Source organism: Acidovorax sp. LjRoot194 (assembly GCF_964253015.1).
Lineage (GTDB): Bacteria > Pseudomonadota > Gammaproteobacteria > Burkholderiales > Burkholderiaceae_C > Acidovorax.
Genome location: NZ_CAXUQB020000001.1, coordinates 5,587,029 through 5,603,349 on the forward strand (window position 1 = coordinate 5,587,029; position 16,321 = coordinate 5,603,349).

At 59.3% G+C, this 16,321-nt stretch carries 15 protein-coding genes; 8 read left to right on the plus strand and 7 right to left on the minus strand.

Annotated elements, in window-relative coordinates; translation table 11 throughout:
* Positions 1–30 precede the first annotated feature (30 nt).
* The 5 genes from ACSQ3N_RS25375 to ACSQ3N_RS25395 all read left to right on the plus strand — a co-directional run bounded on the left by ACSQ3N_RS25375 (position 31) and on the right by ACSQ3N_RS25395 (position 5,508).
* Positions 31–2,292: a CHASE2 domain-containing protein gene (locus tag ACSQ3N_RS25375; protein ID WP_056171208.1), complete on the plus strand. Its 2,262-nt coding sequence runs from the start codon at positions 31–33 to the stop codon at positions 2,290–2,292.
* A gap of 15 nt (positions 2,293–2,307) precedes the next feature.
* Positions 2,308–3,099: a 3',5'-cyclic-nucleotide phosphodiesterase gene (locus ACSQ3N_RS25380; protein ID WP_056171211.1), complete on the plus strand. Its 792-nt coding sequence runs from the start codon at positions 2,308–2,310 to the stop codon at positions 3,097–3,099.
* 318 nt (positions 3,100–3,417) lie between these two features.
* Positions 3,418–3,990, plus strand: coding sequence for a pilin (locus ACSQ3N_RS25385; protein WP_056171213.1), 573 nt, complete (start codon positions 3,418–3,420; stop codon positions 3,988–3,990).
* Positions 3,991–4,083: 93 nt separating this feature from the next.
* Positions 4,084–4,878, plus strand: a complete 795-nt coding sequence (tfpZ, locus tag ACSQ3N_RS25390) for a TfpX/TfpZ family type IV pilin accessory protein (protein ID WP_369817179.1) — start codon at positions 4,084–4,086, stop codon at positions 4,876–4,878.
* 96 nt (positions 4,879–4,974) lie between these two features.
* Positions 4,975–5,508, plus strand: coding sequence for a pilin (locus ACSQ3N_RS25395; protein WP_082517040.1), 534 nt, complete (start codon positions 4,975–4,977; stop codon positions 5,506–5,508).
* A gap of 57 nt (positions 5,509–5,565) precedes the next feature.
* On the opposite strand, the gene ACSQ3N_RS25400 is transcribed toward ACSQ3N_RS25395, so the two are convergent.
* Both ACSQ3N_RS25400 and moaC read right to left on the minus strand, forming a co-directional pair.
* Positions 5,566–8,595 (minus strand): fused MFS/spermidine synthase, encoded by a 3,030-nt coding sequence (locus ACSQ3N_RS25400; protein WP_056171215.1) that lies wholly within the window; start codon positions 8,593–8,595, stop codon positions 5,566–5,568.
* Between the two features lie 122 nt (positions 8,596–8,717).
* Positions 8,718–9,191, minus strand: coding sequence for a cyclic pyranopterin monophosphate synthase MoaC (gene moaC / locus ACSQ3N_RS25405; protein ID WP_056171216.1), 474 nt, complete (start codon positions 9,189–9,191; stop codon positions 8,718–8,720).
* 122 nt (positions 9,192–9,313) lie between these two features.
* Between moaC and ACSQ3N_RS25410 the strand changes: the two genes are divergently transcribed.
* Complete coding sequence (locus ACSQ3N_RS25410; RefSeq protein WP_056171218.1) at positions 9,314–10,858, plus strand: M48 family metalloprotease; 1,545 nt, start codon at positions 9,314–9,316, stop codon at positions 10,856–10,858.
* Here the strand turns inward: ACSQ3N_RS25410 and ACSQ3N_RS25415 are convergent.
* The 3 genes from ACSQ3N_RS25415 to ACSQ3N_RS25425 all read right to left on the minus strand — a co-directional run bounded on the left by ACSQ3N_RS25415 (position 10,826) and on the right by ACSQ3N_RS25425 (position 12,549).
* Positions 10,826–11,179, minus strand: coding sequence for a phage holin family protein (locus tag ACSQ3N_RS25415; RefSeq protein ID WP_056171221.1), 354 nt, complete (start codon positions 11,177–11,179; stop codon positions 10,826–10,828). The two genes, ACSQ3N_RS25410 and ACSQ3N_RS25415, sit on opposite strands and share 33 nt — an antisense overlap.
* Before the next feature lie 94 nt (positions 11,180–11,273).
* The gene (locus ACSQ3N_RS25420; protein ID WP_056171223.1) at positions 11,274–11,732 is read right to left on the minus strand and encodes a hypothetical protein; all 459 of its coding nucleotides are present in this window, start codon (positions 11,730–11,732) and stop codon (positions 11,274–11,276) included.
* Between the two features lie 85 nt (positions 11,733–11,817).
* Positions 11,818–12,549: a TerC family protein gene (locus tag ACSQ3N_RS25425; protein WP_056171225.1), complete on the minus strand. Its 732-nt coding sequence runs from the start codon at positions 12,547–12,549 to the stop codon at positions 11,818–11,820.
* Positions 12,550–13,039: 490 nt separating this feature from the next.
* On the opposite strand from ACSQ3N_RS25425, the gene ACSQ3N_RS25430 reads away from it, so the two are divergent.
* On the plus strand, positions 13,040–13,483 hold the full coding sequence (locus tag ACSQ3N_RS25430; RefSeq protein WP_056171227.1) for a DUF3717 domain-containing protein: 444 nt from the start codon (positions 13,040–13,042) through the stop codon (positions 13,481–13,483).
* A gap of 164 nt (positions 13,484–13,647) precedes the next feature.
* On the plus strand, positions 13,648–13,953 hold the full coding sequence (locus ACSQ3N_RS25435; RefSeq protein ID WP_056171229.1) for a hypothetical protein: 306 nt from the start codon (positions 13,648–13,650) through the stop codon (positions 13,951–13,953).
* 144 nt (positions 13,954–14,097) lie between these two features.
* On the opposite strand, the gene ACSQ3N_RS25440 is transcribed toward ACSQ3N_RS25435, so the two are convergent.
* Entirely contained in the window at positions 14,098–14,658 is a 561-nt protein-coding gene (locus ACSQ3N_RS25440; protein WP_056171232.1) for a YaeQ family protein, read from the minus strand.
* Between the two features lie 204 nt (positions 14,659–14,862).
* Positions 14,863–16,242, minus strand: a complete 1,380-nt coding sequence (purB, locus tag ACSQ3N_RS25445) for an adenylosuccinate lyase (RefSeq protein WP_056171234.1) — start codon at positions 16,240–16,242, stop codon at positions 14,863–14,865.
* Positions 16,243–16,321: the final 79 nt, after the last annotated feature.

Genomic DNA, 16,321 nt, shown 5'->3' on the forward strand with positions numbered 1-16,321 from the left:
CGATTCCCAGCATCACCCACGCCGGAAATCATGTGGAAGAACATCGCGCAGCTGGCTCGCCGACGCTGGCGGCGCACGGCAGTGACGCTGGTCCCTCTCGTCTTTGCGCTGCTGCACCTGTCCGGCATTCTTCCCCTGCCGATGCTGGAGCGGCTGGACAACATCTTTTATGACATCCGATTGCGCGCCACCATGCCGCGCACCTTGGACGAACGCATTGTCATCGTCGATATCGATGAAAAAAGCCTGGAGCGGGTAGGCCACTGGCCCTGGGGCCGCGACAAGATGGCCACCCTTGCCACAGAGCTGTTCGAGCGGCAACAGGTGGCCGTCGTGGGCTTCGATGTTCTTTTTGCAGAGGCCGATGGGAGCTCGGGACTCCGTAACCTGCAACAGCTGGCACAAGGCGCGCTGAGCGACCAACCGGCATTCAGAACACAGCTGGAGCGTCTGGCGCCATCTCTGGACTTCGACTCCCTCTTCGCTGAATCATTGAAGGGGCGCCCGGCGGTGCTGGGCTACTACCTCACCAGTGACAAGGAGGGTCGAACCAAAGGCATCCTACCGCCTCCTGCACTTTCGTCAGAACGCTTGCGTGGCCTGCCCCTCAAGACATATTCGTGGGGAGGGTATGGCAGCAATATCGACATCATCGCTGGTGCGGTGCCCGTCGCAGGCTTCTTCAACTCAGTGACCGATGAAGACGGAGTGGTGCGTGCCTTGCCTTTGCTCGCAGAGTACCAAGGCAGGTACTATGAATCGCTTGCATTGGCGATGTTTCGCACCGCGTTGGGCCTGCCCGAAATCCACCCCGGCTTTGCAAACCCTGCGCCGGATGGCACCTATGACACGCTGCACAGTGTTGCACTGGTTCAGGACGGGCGTTCGCTGGCTCTCCCGGTGGATGACCGATTGGCCACCCTTATTCCCTTCCGTGGCCCCGGCGACGTTGGCGGTGGGTCGTTTCGCTATCTCTCCGCTTCGGACGTTTTGGAGGGCAAACTCCCTCCCAACGAGCTCAAGGATCGGATGATCCTGGTTGGGTCCACAGCGCCGGGTTTGCTGGATTTGAGAGTCACGCCGGTAGGCCGCGCCTATCCCGGCGTCGAGACGCATGCCAATGTCTTGTCTGCGTTTCTCGACGGCAAGAACATTGTCCGACCGGACTATGCCGTCGGGTTTGACGCATTGCAGCTTGTGTGCGCGGGCTTGCTGCTGGCATTTGCGTTGCCCGCGCTGTCCGCCGCATGGGCTGTCTTGCTGAGTGTGGGGTTGGTGAGCGGCTTGACCGTTCTCAATCTGTGGCTCTACCTCAGCCACGGTCTGGCACTGCCCCTGGCCAGCGCGGTCGTGATGGTTCTTTTGGCGTTCACGCTGAACATGGTCTATGGCTATTTTGTGGAAAGCCGCTCCAAACGTGAATTGGCCGCTCTTTTTGGCACCTACGTACCCCCAGAACTGGTGGATGAGATGGTGAAGGAGCCCGACAATTACAGCATGCAGGCCAGCAACCAAGAGTTGACGGTGATGTTTTGCGACATGCGGGGGTTCACCGCAATGTCTGAACAGATGGAGCCGTTGCAGTTGCAGGCCTTGCTCAATGACGTGTTCAGCAGACTGACGCATATCATCCGCAGCCACCGCGGCACGATCGACAAATACATGGGAGACTGTGTGATGGCGTTTTGGGGTGCACCGGTTGCGACCCCGGATCACGCCCGATTGGCCGTGCAGGCTGCTCTTGACATGGCCCGGGCCATCAAAGAGGTGAACCTGCTGCACCGAGAGCGGGGTCTGCCGGAGATCGGTATTGGTATTGGACTCAACACGGGCAATATGTGTGTGGGTGATATGGGATCAGATATAAGGCGCAGTTACACAGTGATTGGTGATTCGGTAAATCTGGCTTCGCGGCTGGAAGGCCTCTCCAAGAAGTATGCAGTGCTTACCGTTGTGAGCGAAACTACGCGTATCCAGGCAGTCCACTTCATTTGGCAAGAGTTAGATCGAGTACGTGTTAAAGGTAAAGCAGAGTCGGTTGCAATTTTCACCCCTGTTGCTCAGCTAGACGCCACAATGGCAGGACGGTCCCACGAACTCTCTCTTTGGCAAAATTTTCTCGTGGCTTATCGCGCTCAAGACTGGACAATATGCAACGAGCTTATAGCGGATTTAATGCAAATCCAACCCTCGTCTGGTCTTTATAGCATGTACGGTTCCCGCGTACAGGGTCGGCTTATGCGACCTTTTGACCCCAAGTGGGACGGCGCGAACAATTTCGACACTAAATAAACACAGGCTGCGCCCATGAAAATTCGTGTGCTGGGTTGCTCTGGTGCCATAGCAAGGGACTGCCGGACCACCTCATTTCTCGTCAACCACAGCGTTTTGATTGATGCGGGGACGGGCGTCGGCGATTTAACGCTCGAAGAAATGCGAAAGATTGACCATGTTTTTCTCACTCATTCCCATCTCGATCACATCGCAGCACTTCCGTTAATGCTTGACGCTGTGTCGTCAATGCGCAGCGCACCAGTGCAGATCCATGCGCTCCCAGCAACCATCGAGGCTCTGCGAACGCATGTCTTCAACAACGTTATCTGGCCAAATTTCGAGGCACTTCCCTCGTCGGACCAGCCTTTCATGCGGTTTTTCCCTTTGCAAATCGGGGAACAGCGTAACGCGTCCGGTTTGTTGATAGAAGCCCTTCCCGCAGTCCACACAGTTCCAGCCTTGGGCTATGCCATATGTGGCATTTCCGGTTGGTGGGTATTCACTGGAGACACCGAACGCAATCCCGAATTCTGGAAGCGATTGAACAAGTTGCCGGTAAAGATGCTTGTTATTGAAACAGCGTTTAGCGAGCGCGAAAACGCTTTAGCTCGTCTTTCTAAACACCTGGCGCCTTGCACTCTTATTGAAGAGCTGCAGCACTTTAAGTGCGGAGACTGCAAGATCTACATCACCCATACAAAGCCAGCGGAAACAGACGTGATTATGCAGGAAATCCAAGCAATGCTTAATGTGGCATCGGCGCACAGCGCCTCAGCGTCTTTAGGAATCAACTGGCTCCGTGCAGGCGATGAATTTTTTGTCTGAACCGATCTGCATCAGAGTTGCGCAGCGCAGATTAACGCACTGCGCATGCGACACGTACACGCAATTGAAATCCGCAGATGGCCAAGTCTCAAAAGACACGTAAGAAGCAATTGGTGACACTCTTGGCAGAACAAAATTGTCACTCACTCCCTTAAGTACAGTTTTGCACTTCTCCAGGTACCCCGCCTCTACAGACATGGCCTCGAAAGTTGTTAACTTGTAAGCAGATGATAGGTGGCACAGGAATTGCTTAACAGTAGCAGACCTGAAGAGTCGTTCTGCAGGTTGTTAGTTGCAATTGACTTCCAAGGAGTTTTTATGAAGCGTTTCATGCAAAAGGGTTTCACCCTGATCGAACTGATGATCGTGGTGGCCATCATCGGCATTCTGGCGGCTGTTGCTCTCCCCGCTTACCAAGACTACACCGTGCGCGCACGCGTGACTGAAGGCTTGTCCTTGGCTGGCTCGGCCAAGACGGCGGTAGCAGAAACCTTCACCAATGCCAACGGTGGCAAAGTCATCGCTTACCCTGGCTTCGGTGCCCAGCCTGCTCCCGCTGTTGGCGAGTCGGTCTACGGCTACACCTACACCAAAGGTTCCGTCGTGGATAGCGTCGCGATTGCAGAAATTACAGACGTGACTGCGCCCGTCTTGAATACATCTGGCGTTATCACAGTGACCTATCTGAAGACCGGTGCTGCGGGCGCCGCCATGGACAAGGTTGCGGCCGGCTCCAATGTGTTGTACCTGACTCCCGGTTCTGGCCTCGTGAACAATTCTGCCAACCCTGCTGCCGCGCTGGTCCAATCCGACCCTGTTGTCTGGGGCTGCGGCGTGAAGTCTACGCCAGTGTTCAAGTACGTACCCGCCAACTGCCGCTTCGTGAAGTAAAGCAGGGCCTTAAAGTCCACGGGGATCGCCCCTGATGCACAAAAGCGCCCTTAATGGGCGCTTTTTTCATTTCCGATCTTTAGTCGCTTGAGAATGACCCCTACTGTTACCCTGTCCACCCCTAACCCTGTTCGAATCTCGGCGCGTCGTGCAAGCCTTGTGCATCTTCTAGTATCGCTGGCAGTTGCACTCTTGGTAGCCATGCTGATTTTCTTAGTTTGGTATCCTTGGCCGCTGCACACAATGCTGGGGGGCTTGGGCCTGCTAGGGCTTGTTGCAGGGGTTGATGCCGTCTGCGGCCCTATGCTTACATTCCTACTATGGAACGACCGCAAAACGAAGCTTGCGCTGACTGTAGATTGCACGCTTATTGCATGTATTCAAATCGCGGCTCTGGGGTATGGACTGTACACAGTAGCAGAAGGGCGACCAGTACATGTTGTCTTTGAGGTAGACAGGCTGCGCGTTGTTAGCGCGGTTGATATCGACTCCGCAGATTTGCCACAGGCCTCGCCGGAGCTCCGTGTGTTGCCCTGGACTGGCCCGACTTGGCTAAGCGTACGGGCTCCACGAGATAGTGACGAATTGCTGAATAGTGTCGAGCTTTCTCTGGCGGGCAAGGAGCCATCAGTGCGTCCTGGATGGTGGCAAAGCTATTCCGAGGGAGTACCTGACATGCTGAAGCGTGCTCGCCCTCTGGATTTGTTAGCAAGCGCCAGGTCTGCCCAGCGGCCTTTACTGGATAAAGCCGTGAAGGAGGCGGGAGTGGACGTGGCTGATTTGGTATGGTTACCTTTGGTAAGCCGTCGCAGTATGGAATGGATTGTATTGCTCCACCGCACAACTGGCCAACCACTCGCCTACGCACCCATTGACGGATTTTTCTGAAATTCGCGGTGCACTTTATTCCACAGGCATGAAAGCTGCTGAAACATGCCGATGATCGGGTAGACATCTAGCCACAAGTCTAGGCAGGAGAAATTTATGAAACCCAGCTTCCAGCAAGGCTTTACCCTCATCGAGTTGATGATCGTAGTAGCCATTATCGGTATCCTGGCGGCTGTGGCATTACCAGCTTACCAAGACTACGTTGTGCGTGCACGCATTTCCGAAGGCTTAGGTCTAGCGAGCACTGCGAAGACTTCGGTGACAGAGACTTTTGCCAGTACTAACAGCGGAGGTATTGCTGCCTATGCAGGTAGTGGCATATCGGCAGCTGGTTCATACAACTATGAGTACAAGGCTGGCACACACGTTAAATCGATTGCCATTTCAGCCATAACAGACGTGACATCGCCTGTCGCCAAGGAAGGGGCAATTTCTATTACCTATGGCGGTCAGATTAACACAGTCCTCTTGGGCAAAGCGCTGATCTTGACTCCCGGTAGCGGTACCGTAGGCAACTCTGGGGTTCCAAGCAACGCCTTGAAAATTGGCGATCCGGTGGTGTGGGGCTGCGCCATAGATGCGCCAACGGCTTACAGATATGTCCCCGCAAACTGCCGATTTGCGCCTTGAGTGAACCGCATCGGAACGACCATTGTGTGTCGTCCGACGGCTGCAGTCTAAATCGATCTATTCGTTCGCCATCGCCAGCAGTAGCATTCGCTGCTTTTGATAAGCACCTTGTGAATTTACCTTAATGCCGTATTTTCTCTCTATTTCCACCAGCTCTTTCCAGCGCCCTTGATGCGCTTGTGCAAGAAGCACATGCGAGAGGGCAACCTGATCAAACTCTCGACGTAACGCAGGGTCCGCAGGAGGGTTTTCCAACCATGCCTGTCCCATTCGCTGCATGGAATTGTAATCACGCTTGGCAAGGGCCTCTAATAAATCAAACGCTGTTGCAAAGCCATCGAGGCGGCTTTTGCATGGCATCCATTGCGGACGAATCCATACACCTTCCAGCAATGACGGCGGCAAAAACGTTATTGTTGTATCTGCCAACTGACGCAGCGCAGCCGCGAATTCCTGACGCTTTTGTTCAGTGGCTGGAGCAGCTTTACAAGTATCTGATGCTGAATTCTTCAATAGGACGGCGGCAGACAAGGGGTAAGCTCCCAATCCCGCTACCAATTCATCTGTAGGATCTCCGCGCAAATACGCCGCCAGTGCACGTGCTTGGCGACTGGCTGTCTCAGGCGGGAAATGGCTCATGGCGGAAGGCTGGGCCTGATCGAGTGGCTTACGCACTCCCAAGGCTTCCAACATGGGTGCCCCCTGATGGGCTAAGTCCAGCAGATCAGTCGCCGTTGCCCTAGCGAAACGGGTTTTAGGCGCCTCAAGACCCAAAATGGGCAAATAATCCGAATTAATGGGCCTGGTGGCATGCAAACGAGCAAGGCCACGCAACACCCGGCCATCTGCTACTTTTCTGAAAGCTACCTGCTCAGGGGATGACAAGCCCAGACGCTCAAGCTCAGGTTTTAAAGGACCTTTCATCAAATGTGAAAAATCCGGTTCTCCAACATGACCTTTAGGGCTAGCTACGATGACCATGTCAGCGAAGTTGGTAAGCCATGCAGCGTAATCATTGAATCCTGGAGTCAATCCATTCAAAATTGAACTGACCAGCGCACCGTCTATTTCATACAGTTGAACCCATTGAACAAACAGGCCATCATCATTAAGATGTCGAGGAATGAACTTGTAGAACTCTTTGGAAAACAGTGTTCCTACGCCGCTAATCCACGGGTTCGACGGTTCAGAGATAATTATGTCGTATTTTTGCCGCTGCCCAGCAAAGTATGTCTTTGCATCATCGATCACCACGTTTGACCGTGAATCATTATATGCGCGCTCCACCCGCGTACCAAACGCCCTCGCACCTGTCACCATGGCAGATTCGATTTCTACCGTATCGACATTACGCAAACGCGCATCTCCCAACAGCGAGTGTGTAGTCAACCCTGAGCCGAAACCAATTACTCCCACCCGCTCGGGCCGCTGGTGTAACGCAAGGGGAAGAGTGCCCAGAAGGGCCATAGTAGGCTCATCGGTTGTGGGGAAGCCACCATCCCTCATCATTACACCTGCATCGGGTTTGCCGTTGGTGGCAATCGCAACCATTCCCCCTGGCTGCGCGGTCACGGACACACTGGCGGTCTTGCCATCTCGCATGTAGATGATTTTGCTATCCTTTGAGAGTGACGAATTTCCATGACGGAAGACACCGGATGCAAGTAGCATTGGGTCAAACGGAATGCGCACTGCGATGATCATCGCCACGGCAGACAATGCCACACCCAATCCAAAGCCGCGCATAGCACGCGGACTTGTCACTTCGCGACGCAGCAGTACGAGACCGATCACTAGATCAAGCAACGCAGCAATGCAAAGCGTCAGCTTCAGGCCAACCGAAGGAATCAACAGGTGGATGGCAGCAAATACGCCAACGATGGCGCCCAAGGTATTCCAAGCATAAATCCGTCCAATCGCGCGTTCGCCCCATCCAGCGCGCAGCAAAGTGACCGTGAACAAGGGCAGTGTCGTGCCAGCAAAAAAAGCTGCTGGCAGCATGATGGCAATCGCAATCGACGCAGTGCCCAAATTGAATAGCGCGTAGCCTCCATCGCTCGGAGCCAGCGACTGAATAAGCCAGCCCACCCACGAAAAAGCGTTGGCGTAAACGGCCAAAGAGGCCAGCGCTGCCACCCCCATGCAGATCTGCATCCAACCCACCAATCTCAGCGGGTTCACCGTGAGGTCGGCACGTTTACGCACCCACAAGCCGCCCAGCGCGATGCCAGCAATGAACGAGGCCAGCATCAACTCGAAAGCGTGCATGGTACTTCCCACTGCCATGCTCAGCATTCGAATCCAAACGATCTCGTAAACGAACGATGCCGCACCCGACAAAGCAGTGCCGAGCAGAACGACACGTAGCAGAGGGTTGTTGCGCAGGCTCTCGTCTGGCCCTGCTGAAAGTGCCGCTTGGCGAGGCAACGGCTCAGAATCGCGTGCAAGCCACCACGCCACTGCAGCCACCAGGAAGTTCAAAATCCCTGCTGCCACCATTGCCCCAGGAAGCCCGACCCATGGAAGCAGTACAAACACTGCTACGAGAGCGCCCACTGCCGCGCCAATACTGTTGGCAAAATAAAGCCCTCCGAGCAGGCGACCTTGGCTGTCGGGAAAGCGGCGTATAAGTCCACTACTCATCAACGGGAAAGTCATTCCTAGCAAAATGGTCTGTGGCAGGATCAAGATGGCAGCAACAATCCAGCGAAGCAGCAGAACGCTAGTAGGGTCCCCCAAAGCCGGTATCAGCGTGTCGTAACTAAACTCGGTAATGTTGGTAAAAAACCAGTGGAACGACAGACCCAACACACCGATGACGGCTTCAATTACCGCATATCCACGAATGAGATTGCGCCACCGCTGGCCTGCTTTGGCAATCCAAGCTGCACCAATGGCCATTCCACCCATAAAGATGGCCAGCACCAGCGCTTGCGCATAAGCAGCGTGGCCAAGGAAAAGCCCCAGATAATGCGACCAGATAGACTGGTAAATCAAACCTGCAAAACCGGACAAGACAAAAATGGCCAAAAGCCCTAAGCGACTACCACTATGCGCTTCCGCGTCCGATTCGATGTGCTGATTCATGTGCCAACCAATGATAAAATGATTTATAAGCAAGAAAAGTGCCCGACCACACCTTCCTTTTTTGTCGAATGAAGCGGGGAGGCCTGATTTCCAGAACCCTTTTCAAGTACCTGAAAAAATCCTCACGCCACAAAGCTGCCGGACTTGCCTCCGTGTTTTTCTACCACCTGCACGCACTGAATCACCATTCCACGGTCAGCTGCCTTGCACATATCATAAATTGTGAGCAGCGCCACCTGTACAGCAGCAAGTGCTTCCATCTCTACACCTGTAGGCCCTATAGTTTCGACAGCCGCTGTGCACTGCACTGCGCTATCAACACGCAAGCACTCAAAATCTACTGTTACTCGCGTTAAAGCGACTGGATGGCACAAGGGAATCAAGTCACTCGCCCTCTTGGCGCCCATGATCCCCGCGATACGCGCTACTCCTAACACGTCACCTTTGCTGGCCATGCCGCCCTCAATGATCCCGAGGGTGGCAGGTTGCATCTGGATACGCCCAATAGCAACCGCAATACGGTGCGTCGCAGGCTTGGCACCAATGTCTACCATGTGGGCTTGGCCCTGGGCGTCGAAGTGGGTCAGGGAAGACATATCTTGAGTGTTGCGGTAGTTACGGAGCTGATGACGAAACATTCAGCGGTTCAAGGCATCATACGAGCATGTGGAACCGCTCAAGAGCGCGGGCAAGCTCCCGCAAGCCTCCTACTCTCCCGATGCCCAATTTCAGAGTCTTCAAGCTGGTAGCGATTGCCATTCGGTCATTGACAGCTTCTATTTTGATAGCGCTTGGCACCGTCCATGTGCAGGTAGCCCGGGCCCAAACCAGTCTACCCACCCTCGGCGACAACAGCGACCTCACCACCAGCGCCGAACGCCGGCTGGGTGACCGCATTATCCGCGAGCTCTACCGTGACCCAGACTACATCGACGACCCCGTGGTGGGCGACTACGTCCAGGGCATCTGGCAACCCCTGGTGGCGGCCGCCAAGGCCCGCGGCGAGCTCTCGCCCGAGCTGGACGAGCGCTTTGCCTGGGAGATTCTCCTGGGGCGCGACCGGACGGTGAACGCGTTTGCTTTGCCCGGGGGCTACCTGGGGGTGCATCTGGGCCTCATCGGGGTGGTCACTACCCGCGACGAGCTGGCCTCGGTGCTGGCGCACGAGTTGAGCCACGTCACGCAGCGCCATATCTCGCGCCTGATCACGCAGCAGAGCAAGCAGACGCCGCTGCTTCTGGGGGCGATGATCCTGGGCGCGCTGGCAGCCAGCAAGAACCCGGGCGCGACGCAAGCCCTGGTAGTGGGTGGGCAGGCGCTCGCCATGCAGAACCAGCTGAACTTTTCACGCGACATGGAGCGTGAGGCGGACCGGATCGGCTACGGGCTGATGGCGCCTGCAGGGTTTGCGCCCCAGGGTTTTGTGAGCATGTTCGAGAAGCTCCAGCAAGCCAACCGCTTGAACGACAACGGTTCCTGGCCCTATCTCCGCAGCCATCCGTTGACCAGCGAGCGCATGGCGGACATGCATTCGCGCACGCCGCCCGGCGCAGCGGCTGCGGGCATTTCGCCGCCGGTGGGCACGATGGAGCATGCGATGGTGGCCGCCAGGGCGCGGGTGCTGTCCAACCCCGGTGTCGATACGCTGCGCCAGTGGGTGGCCGAGCCTCAGGGCACGGGCTTTGCCTCGCTGCCGGCCACGCGCCGCGCTGCCGTGCTGTACGCAGCGGCGCTCGGCAGCAATCAGCTGCGCGATGCCCAGGGTGCACGCTCGGCGGCCCAGAAGCTGGATGAGATTTCTCGCCATGACCCCGCCGCCCATCGGCTGACCCGCCTGCTGAGCGCTGAGATCGAACTCGGCGCGGGCGATGCTGGCGCGGCCCTCAGCGCGCTGCCCACGGAGGCCGGCACGCGCCGACCAGAGCTGGCGCTGCGCAGTCAGGCCCTGCTGCGCCTGGGACGGCCGGCGGACGGCACGGGCGCGCTGCAGACCTGGGTGGCCACGCACCCCCGCGACGCCACCGTCTGGCAGCTGCTGGCCTCCAACTGGCAAGCCCAGGGCCAGCCCCTGCGGGCCGTGCGCGCCGAGGCCGAGGCGCACGCAGCGCGTTACGACTACGCGGCCGCAGTGGATCGTTTCAAGGCGGGGCAGGACCTGGCGCGGCGCGGTGGGCCGCAGGTGGACCACATCGAAGCGTCCATCATCGACACGCGGCTGCGTGCCGTGGAGCTACTTCTTCGTGAACAAACCGCCGAGCGCTGACTCGATCAGGACGCCCAGGACGGTGTAGATCAATGACCCGATGAGGGCTGCCGCGAAACCCTGCACCCCAAACCCGTCCAGCACAGCAGCTGCAGCCCAGAACATCAGCGCGTTGATCACAAACAGGAAGAGCCCCAGCGTGACGATGGTGACCGGCAAGGTCAGCACCACCAGAATGGGCCGCAGTACCACGTTGAACAGGCCGATGACAAAGGCCGCGATCAACGCCGAGGTGAAGCTCTGCACCTCGACGCCACTGTAGATGTAGGCCACGAACAGCAGCGACGCTGCGCTCAGCAGCCATTTGAGAATTAGTTTCATGGCCAAAGAATAGCACCGGCCCACCGCAAAGAAAAAGGGCCCATGGGGCCCTCTCATCACCATCCGGTCCGCGCAGCGGACCGCGGCACCAGCGCTATTCCAGCGCCAGCACCCACAGGACACCAAAGCCCGTGAGCAAGCTTCCCAGCAGCGTGCCCGGCCGGGGCGACGACCAGTGGCGGCCCGCGGCGTTCTGCTCTTGCAGGTTGTCGGCCTTGGGTCGGCGGGCGTCCACCACCTGGGCGGCCGAAGGCTGCGCTGCCTGCAGCTGTTCGGTCAGCTCCACCAGCGGTCCCTTGGCCACCACGGTGGTCACGCTGCTGGCAGGCGCGCGCAGCGCAGGGAGGATCTGGGAAAAGAGCTTGTCGGCCCATTTGGCGCGCCAGTTCTCGCGCGCGCTGTGGCTCACCCATTTGCTGATGCGGTGGGTCATGCGGGGAGCACAGGCCACCAGCACCCATTCGGTCTGCCGGCTTGCGTCCCGGGCAAACAACGGCGCCAGCACCTGCTCGGCGTACGCCGCGTCGTCCACGTACACGATGACTCTGTCCATACCACCACCTCCTGTTGAGAACCAAAGGCCTGGCGAGCGACGTTGCCCGCCAGGCCTTCGTCCGATTCCTGAGAGCTCTGCCCGATCAGTGCTGTTCGGCAGGCGCAGCCGCCGCACGGCGCGACATGATGAACTTGCCGGCGGCCAGGACGAGCAGTGCACCTGCGACGCTGGCGCCGTAGCGGATCAGGTCCGTCTGCGGCAGCTTGACCATCCACTGCCACTTGTCGGGGTTGGCGAACACGGGGTCGGTGACCAGCATGCCGCCAGCGATCCAGCCCAGCAGCATGCCGCCGGCCGTGATGATCAGGGGGAAGCGCTCCATGAGCTTGATGACCAGCTGGCTGCCCCAGACGATGATCGGGATGGAGATGAGCAGGCCCAGCACCACCAGCAGGAAGGAATGTTCGCCGGCATTTTGCGCGGCACCGGCGATGGCGATGACGTTGTCGACGCTCATCACCAGGTCGGCCACGATGATGGTCTTGATGGCTGCCAGCAGCTTGTCGCTGCCTTGCACGTCGCCGTGGCCGTCTTCATCGGGAGCCAGCAGCTTGATGCCGATCCACACCAACAGCAATGCACCCACGAACTTGAGGAACGGCAGCGCCAGCAGCGTCATCGCAAATGCGATCAGGATCACCCGCAGGATGATGGCACCGGCGGTGCCCCAGATGATGCCCTTGGTACGTTGCGCAGGTGGCAGCTTGCGGCAGGCCAGCGCAATGACCACCGCGTTGTCGCCTCCCAGCAGGATGTCGATGATGATGATCTGCCCTAGGGCGACCCAGAACTCGGGCGAAGCCAAAAAATCCATAAATTCCTCTGTATCAAAGCGCGCAAAAGGAGGACCACGCCGCCACTGTAGCGCCGAGTCCGTCCAAGGGATAGAGGGCCTGCGATAGATGGATCAAGGGCTCGCCCACGGTGGGGCATTGACATGCGAAGGGCGGCCTTGATCAGCCCATGCAGGGCCCATCAAAGGTCTTGCTCGACCTGACGCACTGTGTGCGCCAGGCCCGGACCGCCGGAAGCGATGGTTCGCTTCGTACTGACGACGTATCCGATGCCTCGCCGCCCGGTCCGCCAGGGTTCTGGCCGCGCCGGGTGGCAAGTCGGGAGCTACTCCCCTTCGAAGCTGCGATTGGAACATCGCCAGCGCCTGCGCGCAAGGGCGACTCGTTGTGGTTAATGCTTACAGCGGACCCATGAATCTCTGCCAGAGCACCCGTCGCAAGCGAATAACACCGTTGGCAGGAGGCCCCGGGACGGGCAGCTATGATCCAGCCCCTTCTGATCTTTCTCCAATGGCCGCCCTCCACATCACCGACATCGAAGCCGCCATCAACCACTGGCGCAGGCGCTCCCCGTCGCCCGATGGAGTGAGCCTGGCGCCGGAGATCCGGGCGCTGGGGGAGTTGTACGCGCTCATGGTGTTCCGGCGCGAGGACGAGGTGGACGAAGCCGCCGTGCCGCCCGAGGCCCAGGCCGCGTGGCAGGCCTGGTACGACACCACGCCCGACACGCCGTGCATCGCCATCTGCTCCACCAGCCAGGGCGACGACCTGTGCAAAGGCTGCGGGCGCACGTTTGACGAAGTGCAGTTCTGGCCCGCATTCACGCCGGTGCAAAAGCGCGTGGTGTGGCGGCGCATCACGCTGGAGCACTCGGCCTGGCGCTTCAACCGGTACGCAGAGCGTGCGGCCGAAGGCGCGTCGTCCAGGGCGTCGGCTGCCGAGGCCGCATCCTAAAGATCTGCCAGTCGGTCACTGCGGCCAGGTGCGACCAGGTGCGGCAGGCGCCGCAGACTGGAGCAGGTTGGGGCAGATACGACAGCACTCCGACCGGAAGCAGGCCCGAGGGTTGAATGGCCGCAGGGCTGTACGCCACGGGAGCAAACCGCTATGGTGGGCCCATGCTGCGCCTGACCCAAGCCCCGAACATCGCGATTGCCACGCTCTGGGCAGACCTGCTGTGCGAGGCGGGCATGGCAGCATCGGTACAGCGCCAGTACCTGGGCGCCGCAGCCGGCCACCTGCCGCCCGACCAGTGCCTGCCCGAGATCTGGCTGGAGTACGACGAACACGCCACCCCTGCCCGCAGTCTGCTCCAGGCACTGGAGGACCTGCCCCAGCGCCGCTGGACCTGCCGTTGTGGCGAGATGGTGGAGGGCGGCTTCGAGCAGTGCTGGCAGTGCGGCGCGCTCATGCCGCGCGATTGACCGGCACCGCCACAGCGAAGGAATTCAGCGCGGCGGAATGCGATGCCGCGCAATCACTATCAAATTAATAGCTGCCAGCGCCCATCTATCAAGCGGTAGCTTCTTTTTTCCCAATTAATGAACGCTGAGCCCTGGAATCCGGGGTCACTTCCAGCGCACAGGCTCCACATGCACGCTGCCCTGGGTGCTGCTCAGGGTGATCGCGCCCTCCTGCACCGTGGCCTGCAGCTGCATGCTGCGCTCGGCCAACTGGGCCAGCGCCTGGGATGCCTCGGTGGGTATGCGCCAGACCTGCAGTTTTTCCAGGCGAGACAGCTTCGGCTCGATGCCCCGCCACCACACCTCGGCCGCATGGTGAAAGCAATAGACGATCACCGCGTCAGACTTGCTGCAGGCCTTGGTCAGCGGCTTGTCTTCCGGCTGCCCCACCTCGATCCACACGCGCTTGCGGCCCGTGAAGTCGGTCAGCGACGCATCGGGATCGTCCGGGTCGGACAGCCCCGCGCCAAAGGTCAGCGTGCCGTCGCCCTTGCACAGGTCGTTGAGCTGGTGGGCCTGAATGGCCAAGGCCACTAGGCGGATCATCATGCGCTCGTCGGTTTCGCTGGGGTGGCGGGCCAGGGTGAGCGCATGGTCGGCGTAGTAGCCGTGGTCGATGTCGGCGATCGAGAGATGCGCCTTGAAGATCGTGGATTTGATTGCCATGGGGCCTTGCTATAAATGTCATAGCTTCCGCCGCTTGCCTATCAAGCGGTGGAGGCCAAAAAGGCTTGAAAAAAACAGATGCGCACCGCGACTCGGCAGCAGCAACCTATGGGCACTGCCCAAGCCAGCGCATCCGTGGGACTGGCTTCGCCAGGCCATCGGGTGCGTCCCCCTTGGGGGGAAGGCGCAAAGCGCCTCAGGGGGCTACACCCTCCGGGCCAGCTCCGCCGCCTTGCCCGTGTAGCTGCCCGGCGTCATGGCCAGCAGGCGGTCCTTCTCGGCTTCAGGGATCTCCAGCGAGCGGATCAGCCCGTGCAGCGCCTCTGCCGTCACCGTCTTGCCGCGCGTGACTTCCTTGAGCTTCTCGTACGCACCCTGCACGCCAAAGCGGCGCATCACGGTCTGGATGGGCTCGGCCAGCACTTCCCAGGCGGAGTCGAGGTCGTCGGCCAGGTTTTCTTCGTTCAACTCGAGTTTGTTCAGGCCCGCCAGCAGCGAGGCGTACGCCAGCGCCGCATAGCCCAGCGCCACGCCCATGTTGCGCAGCACCGTGCTGTCGGTCAGGTCGCGCTGCCAGCGGCTGATTGGCAGCTTCTCGGACAGATGGCGCAGCAGCGCGTTGGCCAGGCCCAGGTTGCCTTCGGCGTTCTCGAAGTCGATGGGGTTGACCTTGTGCGGCATGGTGCTCGAGCCGATCTCGCCGGCCTTGAGGCGCTGCTTGAAGTAGCCCAGGCTCACATAGCCCCAGATGTCGCGCGACAGGTCGATCAGGATGGTGTTGGCGCGCGCCACGGCGTCGAACAGCTCGGCCATGTAGTCGTGCGGCTCGATCTGGATCGAGTACGGCTGGAAGGTCAGGCCCAGCCCCAGCGGTTCGGGGGTCTCGATGACCTTCTTGCTGAAGGCTTCCCAGTCGAAGTCGGGCCAGGCGGACAGGTGGGCGTTGTAGTTGCCCACGGCGCCGTTCATCTTGCCCATGATCTTGACGCTGGCGATGCGCTCGCTGGCGGCCTGCAGGCGCATGACCACGTTGGCCATCTCCTTGCCCACCGTGGTGGGGCTGGCCGTCTGGCCGTGGGTGCGGCTGAGCATGGGCACGTCGGCGTAGGCGTGCGACATCTCGCGCAGCTTGAGCACGATGCGGTCCAGGCCCGGCAGCACGACCTGGTCGCGGCCCGAGCGCAGCTGCAGCGCGTGGCTGGTGTTGTTGATGTCTTCGCTCGTGCAGGCGAAGTGCACGAACTCCGAGGCCTTCTCGAGTTCTGGACGCGCTTCGAACTTGCTCTTGATCCAGTACTCCACGGCCTTCACGTCGTGGTTGGTGGTTTTTTCGATCTCCTTGATGGCCGCAGCGTCGGCTTCGGAGAAATTCTTGATCAGGCCCAGCAGATAGGCGCGTGCGCCGGTGGTCAGGGGCTTGAACTCGGCAAAGCCCGCGTCGGACAGGGCGATGAACCAGGCCACCTCGACCTGCACACGGCGGTGCATGTAGCCGTGCTCGCTCATGATCGGGCGCAGGGCGGCAAGTTTGCTGGCGTAACGGCCGTCAAGCGGCGACAGGGCGGTAATGGTGGACAGGCTCATGGCGCGCAATTGTAGGTGTTGGGCCAGTGTCACGGCTTTGCCACACCTGCGGCCCGCCCGGCGGTGGTGCCAAGGCGCA

What these genes read in the sequence shown, in the direction of transcription:
- ACSQ3N_RS25375 (WP_056171208.1), top strand. Translation starts at nt 31, where the DNA reads ATGTGGAAGAACATCGCGCAGCTGGCTCGCCGACGCTGGCGGCGCACG.
- ACSQ3N_RS25380 (WP_056171211.1), top strand. Translation starts at nt 2,308, where the DNA reads ATGAAAATTCGTGTGCTGGGTTGCTCTGGTGCCATAGCAAGGGACTGC.
- ACSQ3N_RS25385 (WP_056171213.1), top strand. Translation starts at nt 3,418, where the DNA reads ATGAAGCGTTTCATGCAAAAGGGTTTCACCCTGATCGAACTGATGATC.
- tfpZ (WP_369817179.1), top strand. Translation starts at nt 4,084, where the DNA reads ATGACCCCTACTGTTACCCTGTCCACCCCTAACCCTGTTCGAATCTCG.
- ACSQ3N_RS25395 (WP_082517040.1), top strand. Translation starts at nt 4,975, where the DNA reads ATGAAACCCAGCTTCCAGCAAGGCTTTACCCTCATCGAGTTGATGATC.
- ACSQ3N_RS25400 (WP_056171215.1), bottom strand. Translation starts at nt 8,595, where the DNA reads ATGAATCAGCACATCGAATCGGACGCGGAAGCGCATAGTGGTAGTCGC.
- moaC (WP_056171216.1), bottom strand. Translation starts at nt 9,191, where the DNA reads ATGTCTTCCCTGACCCACTTCGACGCCCAGGGCCAAGCCCACATGGTA.
- ACSQ3N_RS25410 (WP_056171218.1), top strand. Translation starts at nt 9,314, where the DNA reads ATGCCCAATTTCAGAGTCTTCAAGCTGGTAGCGATTGCCATTCGGTCA.
- ACSQ3N_RS25415 (WP_056171221.1), bottom strand. Translation starts at nt 11,179, where the DNA reads ATGAAACTAATTCTCAAATGGCTGCTGAGCGCAGCGTCGCTGCTGTTC.
- ACSQ3N_RS25420 (WP_056171223.1), bottom strand. Translation starts at nt 11,732, where the DNA reads ATGGACAGAGTCATCGTGTACGTGGACGACGCGGCGTACGCCGAGCAG.
- ACSQ3N_RS25425 (WP_056171225.1), bottom strand. Translation starts at nt 12,549, where the DNA reads ATGGATTTTTTGGCTTCGCCCGAGTTCTGGGTCGCCCTAGGGCAGATC.
- ACSQ3N_RS25430 (WP_056171227.1), top strand. Translation starts at nt 13,040, where the DNA reads ATGGCCGCCCTCCACATCACCGACATCGAAGCCGCCATCAACCACTGG.
- ACSQ3N_RS25435 (WP_056171229.1), top strand. Translation starts at nt 13,648, where the DNA reads ATGCTGCGCCTGACCCAAGCCCCGAACATCGCGATTGCCACGCTCTGG.
- ACSQ3N_RS25440 (WP_056171232.1), bottom strand. Translation starts at nt 14,658, where the DNA reads ATGGCAATCAAATCCACGATCTTCAAGGCGCATCTCTCGATCGCCGAC.
- purB (WP_056171234.1), bottom strand. Translation starts at nt 16,242, where the DNA reads ATGAGCCTGTCCACCATTACCGCCCTGTCGCCGCTTGACGGCCGTTAC.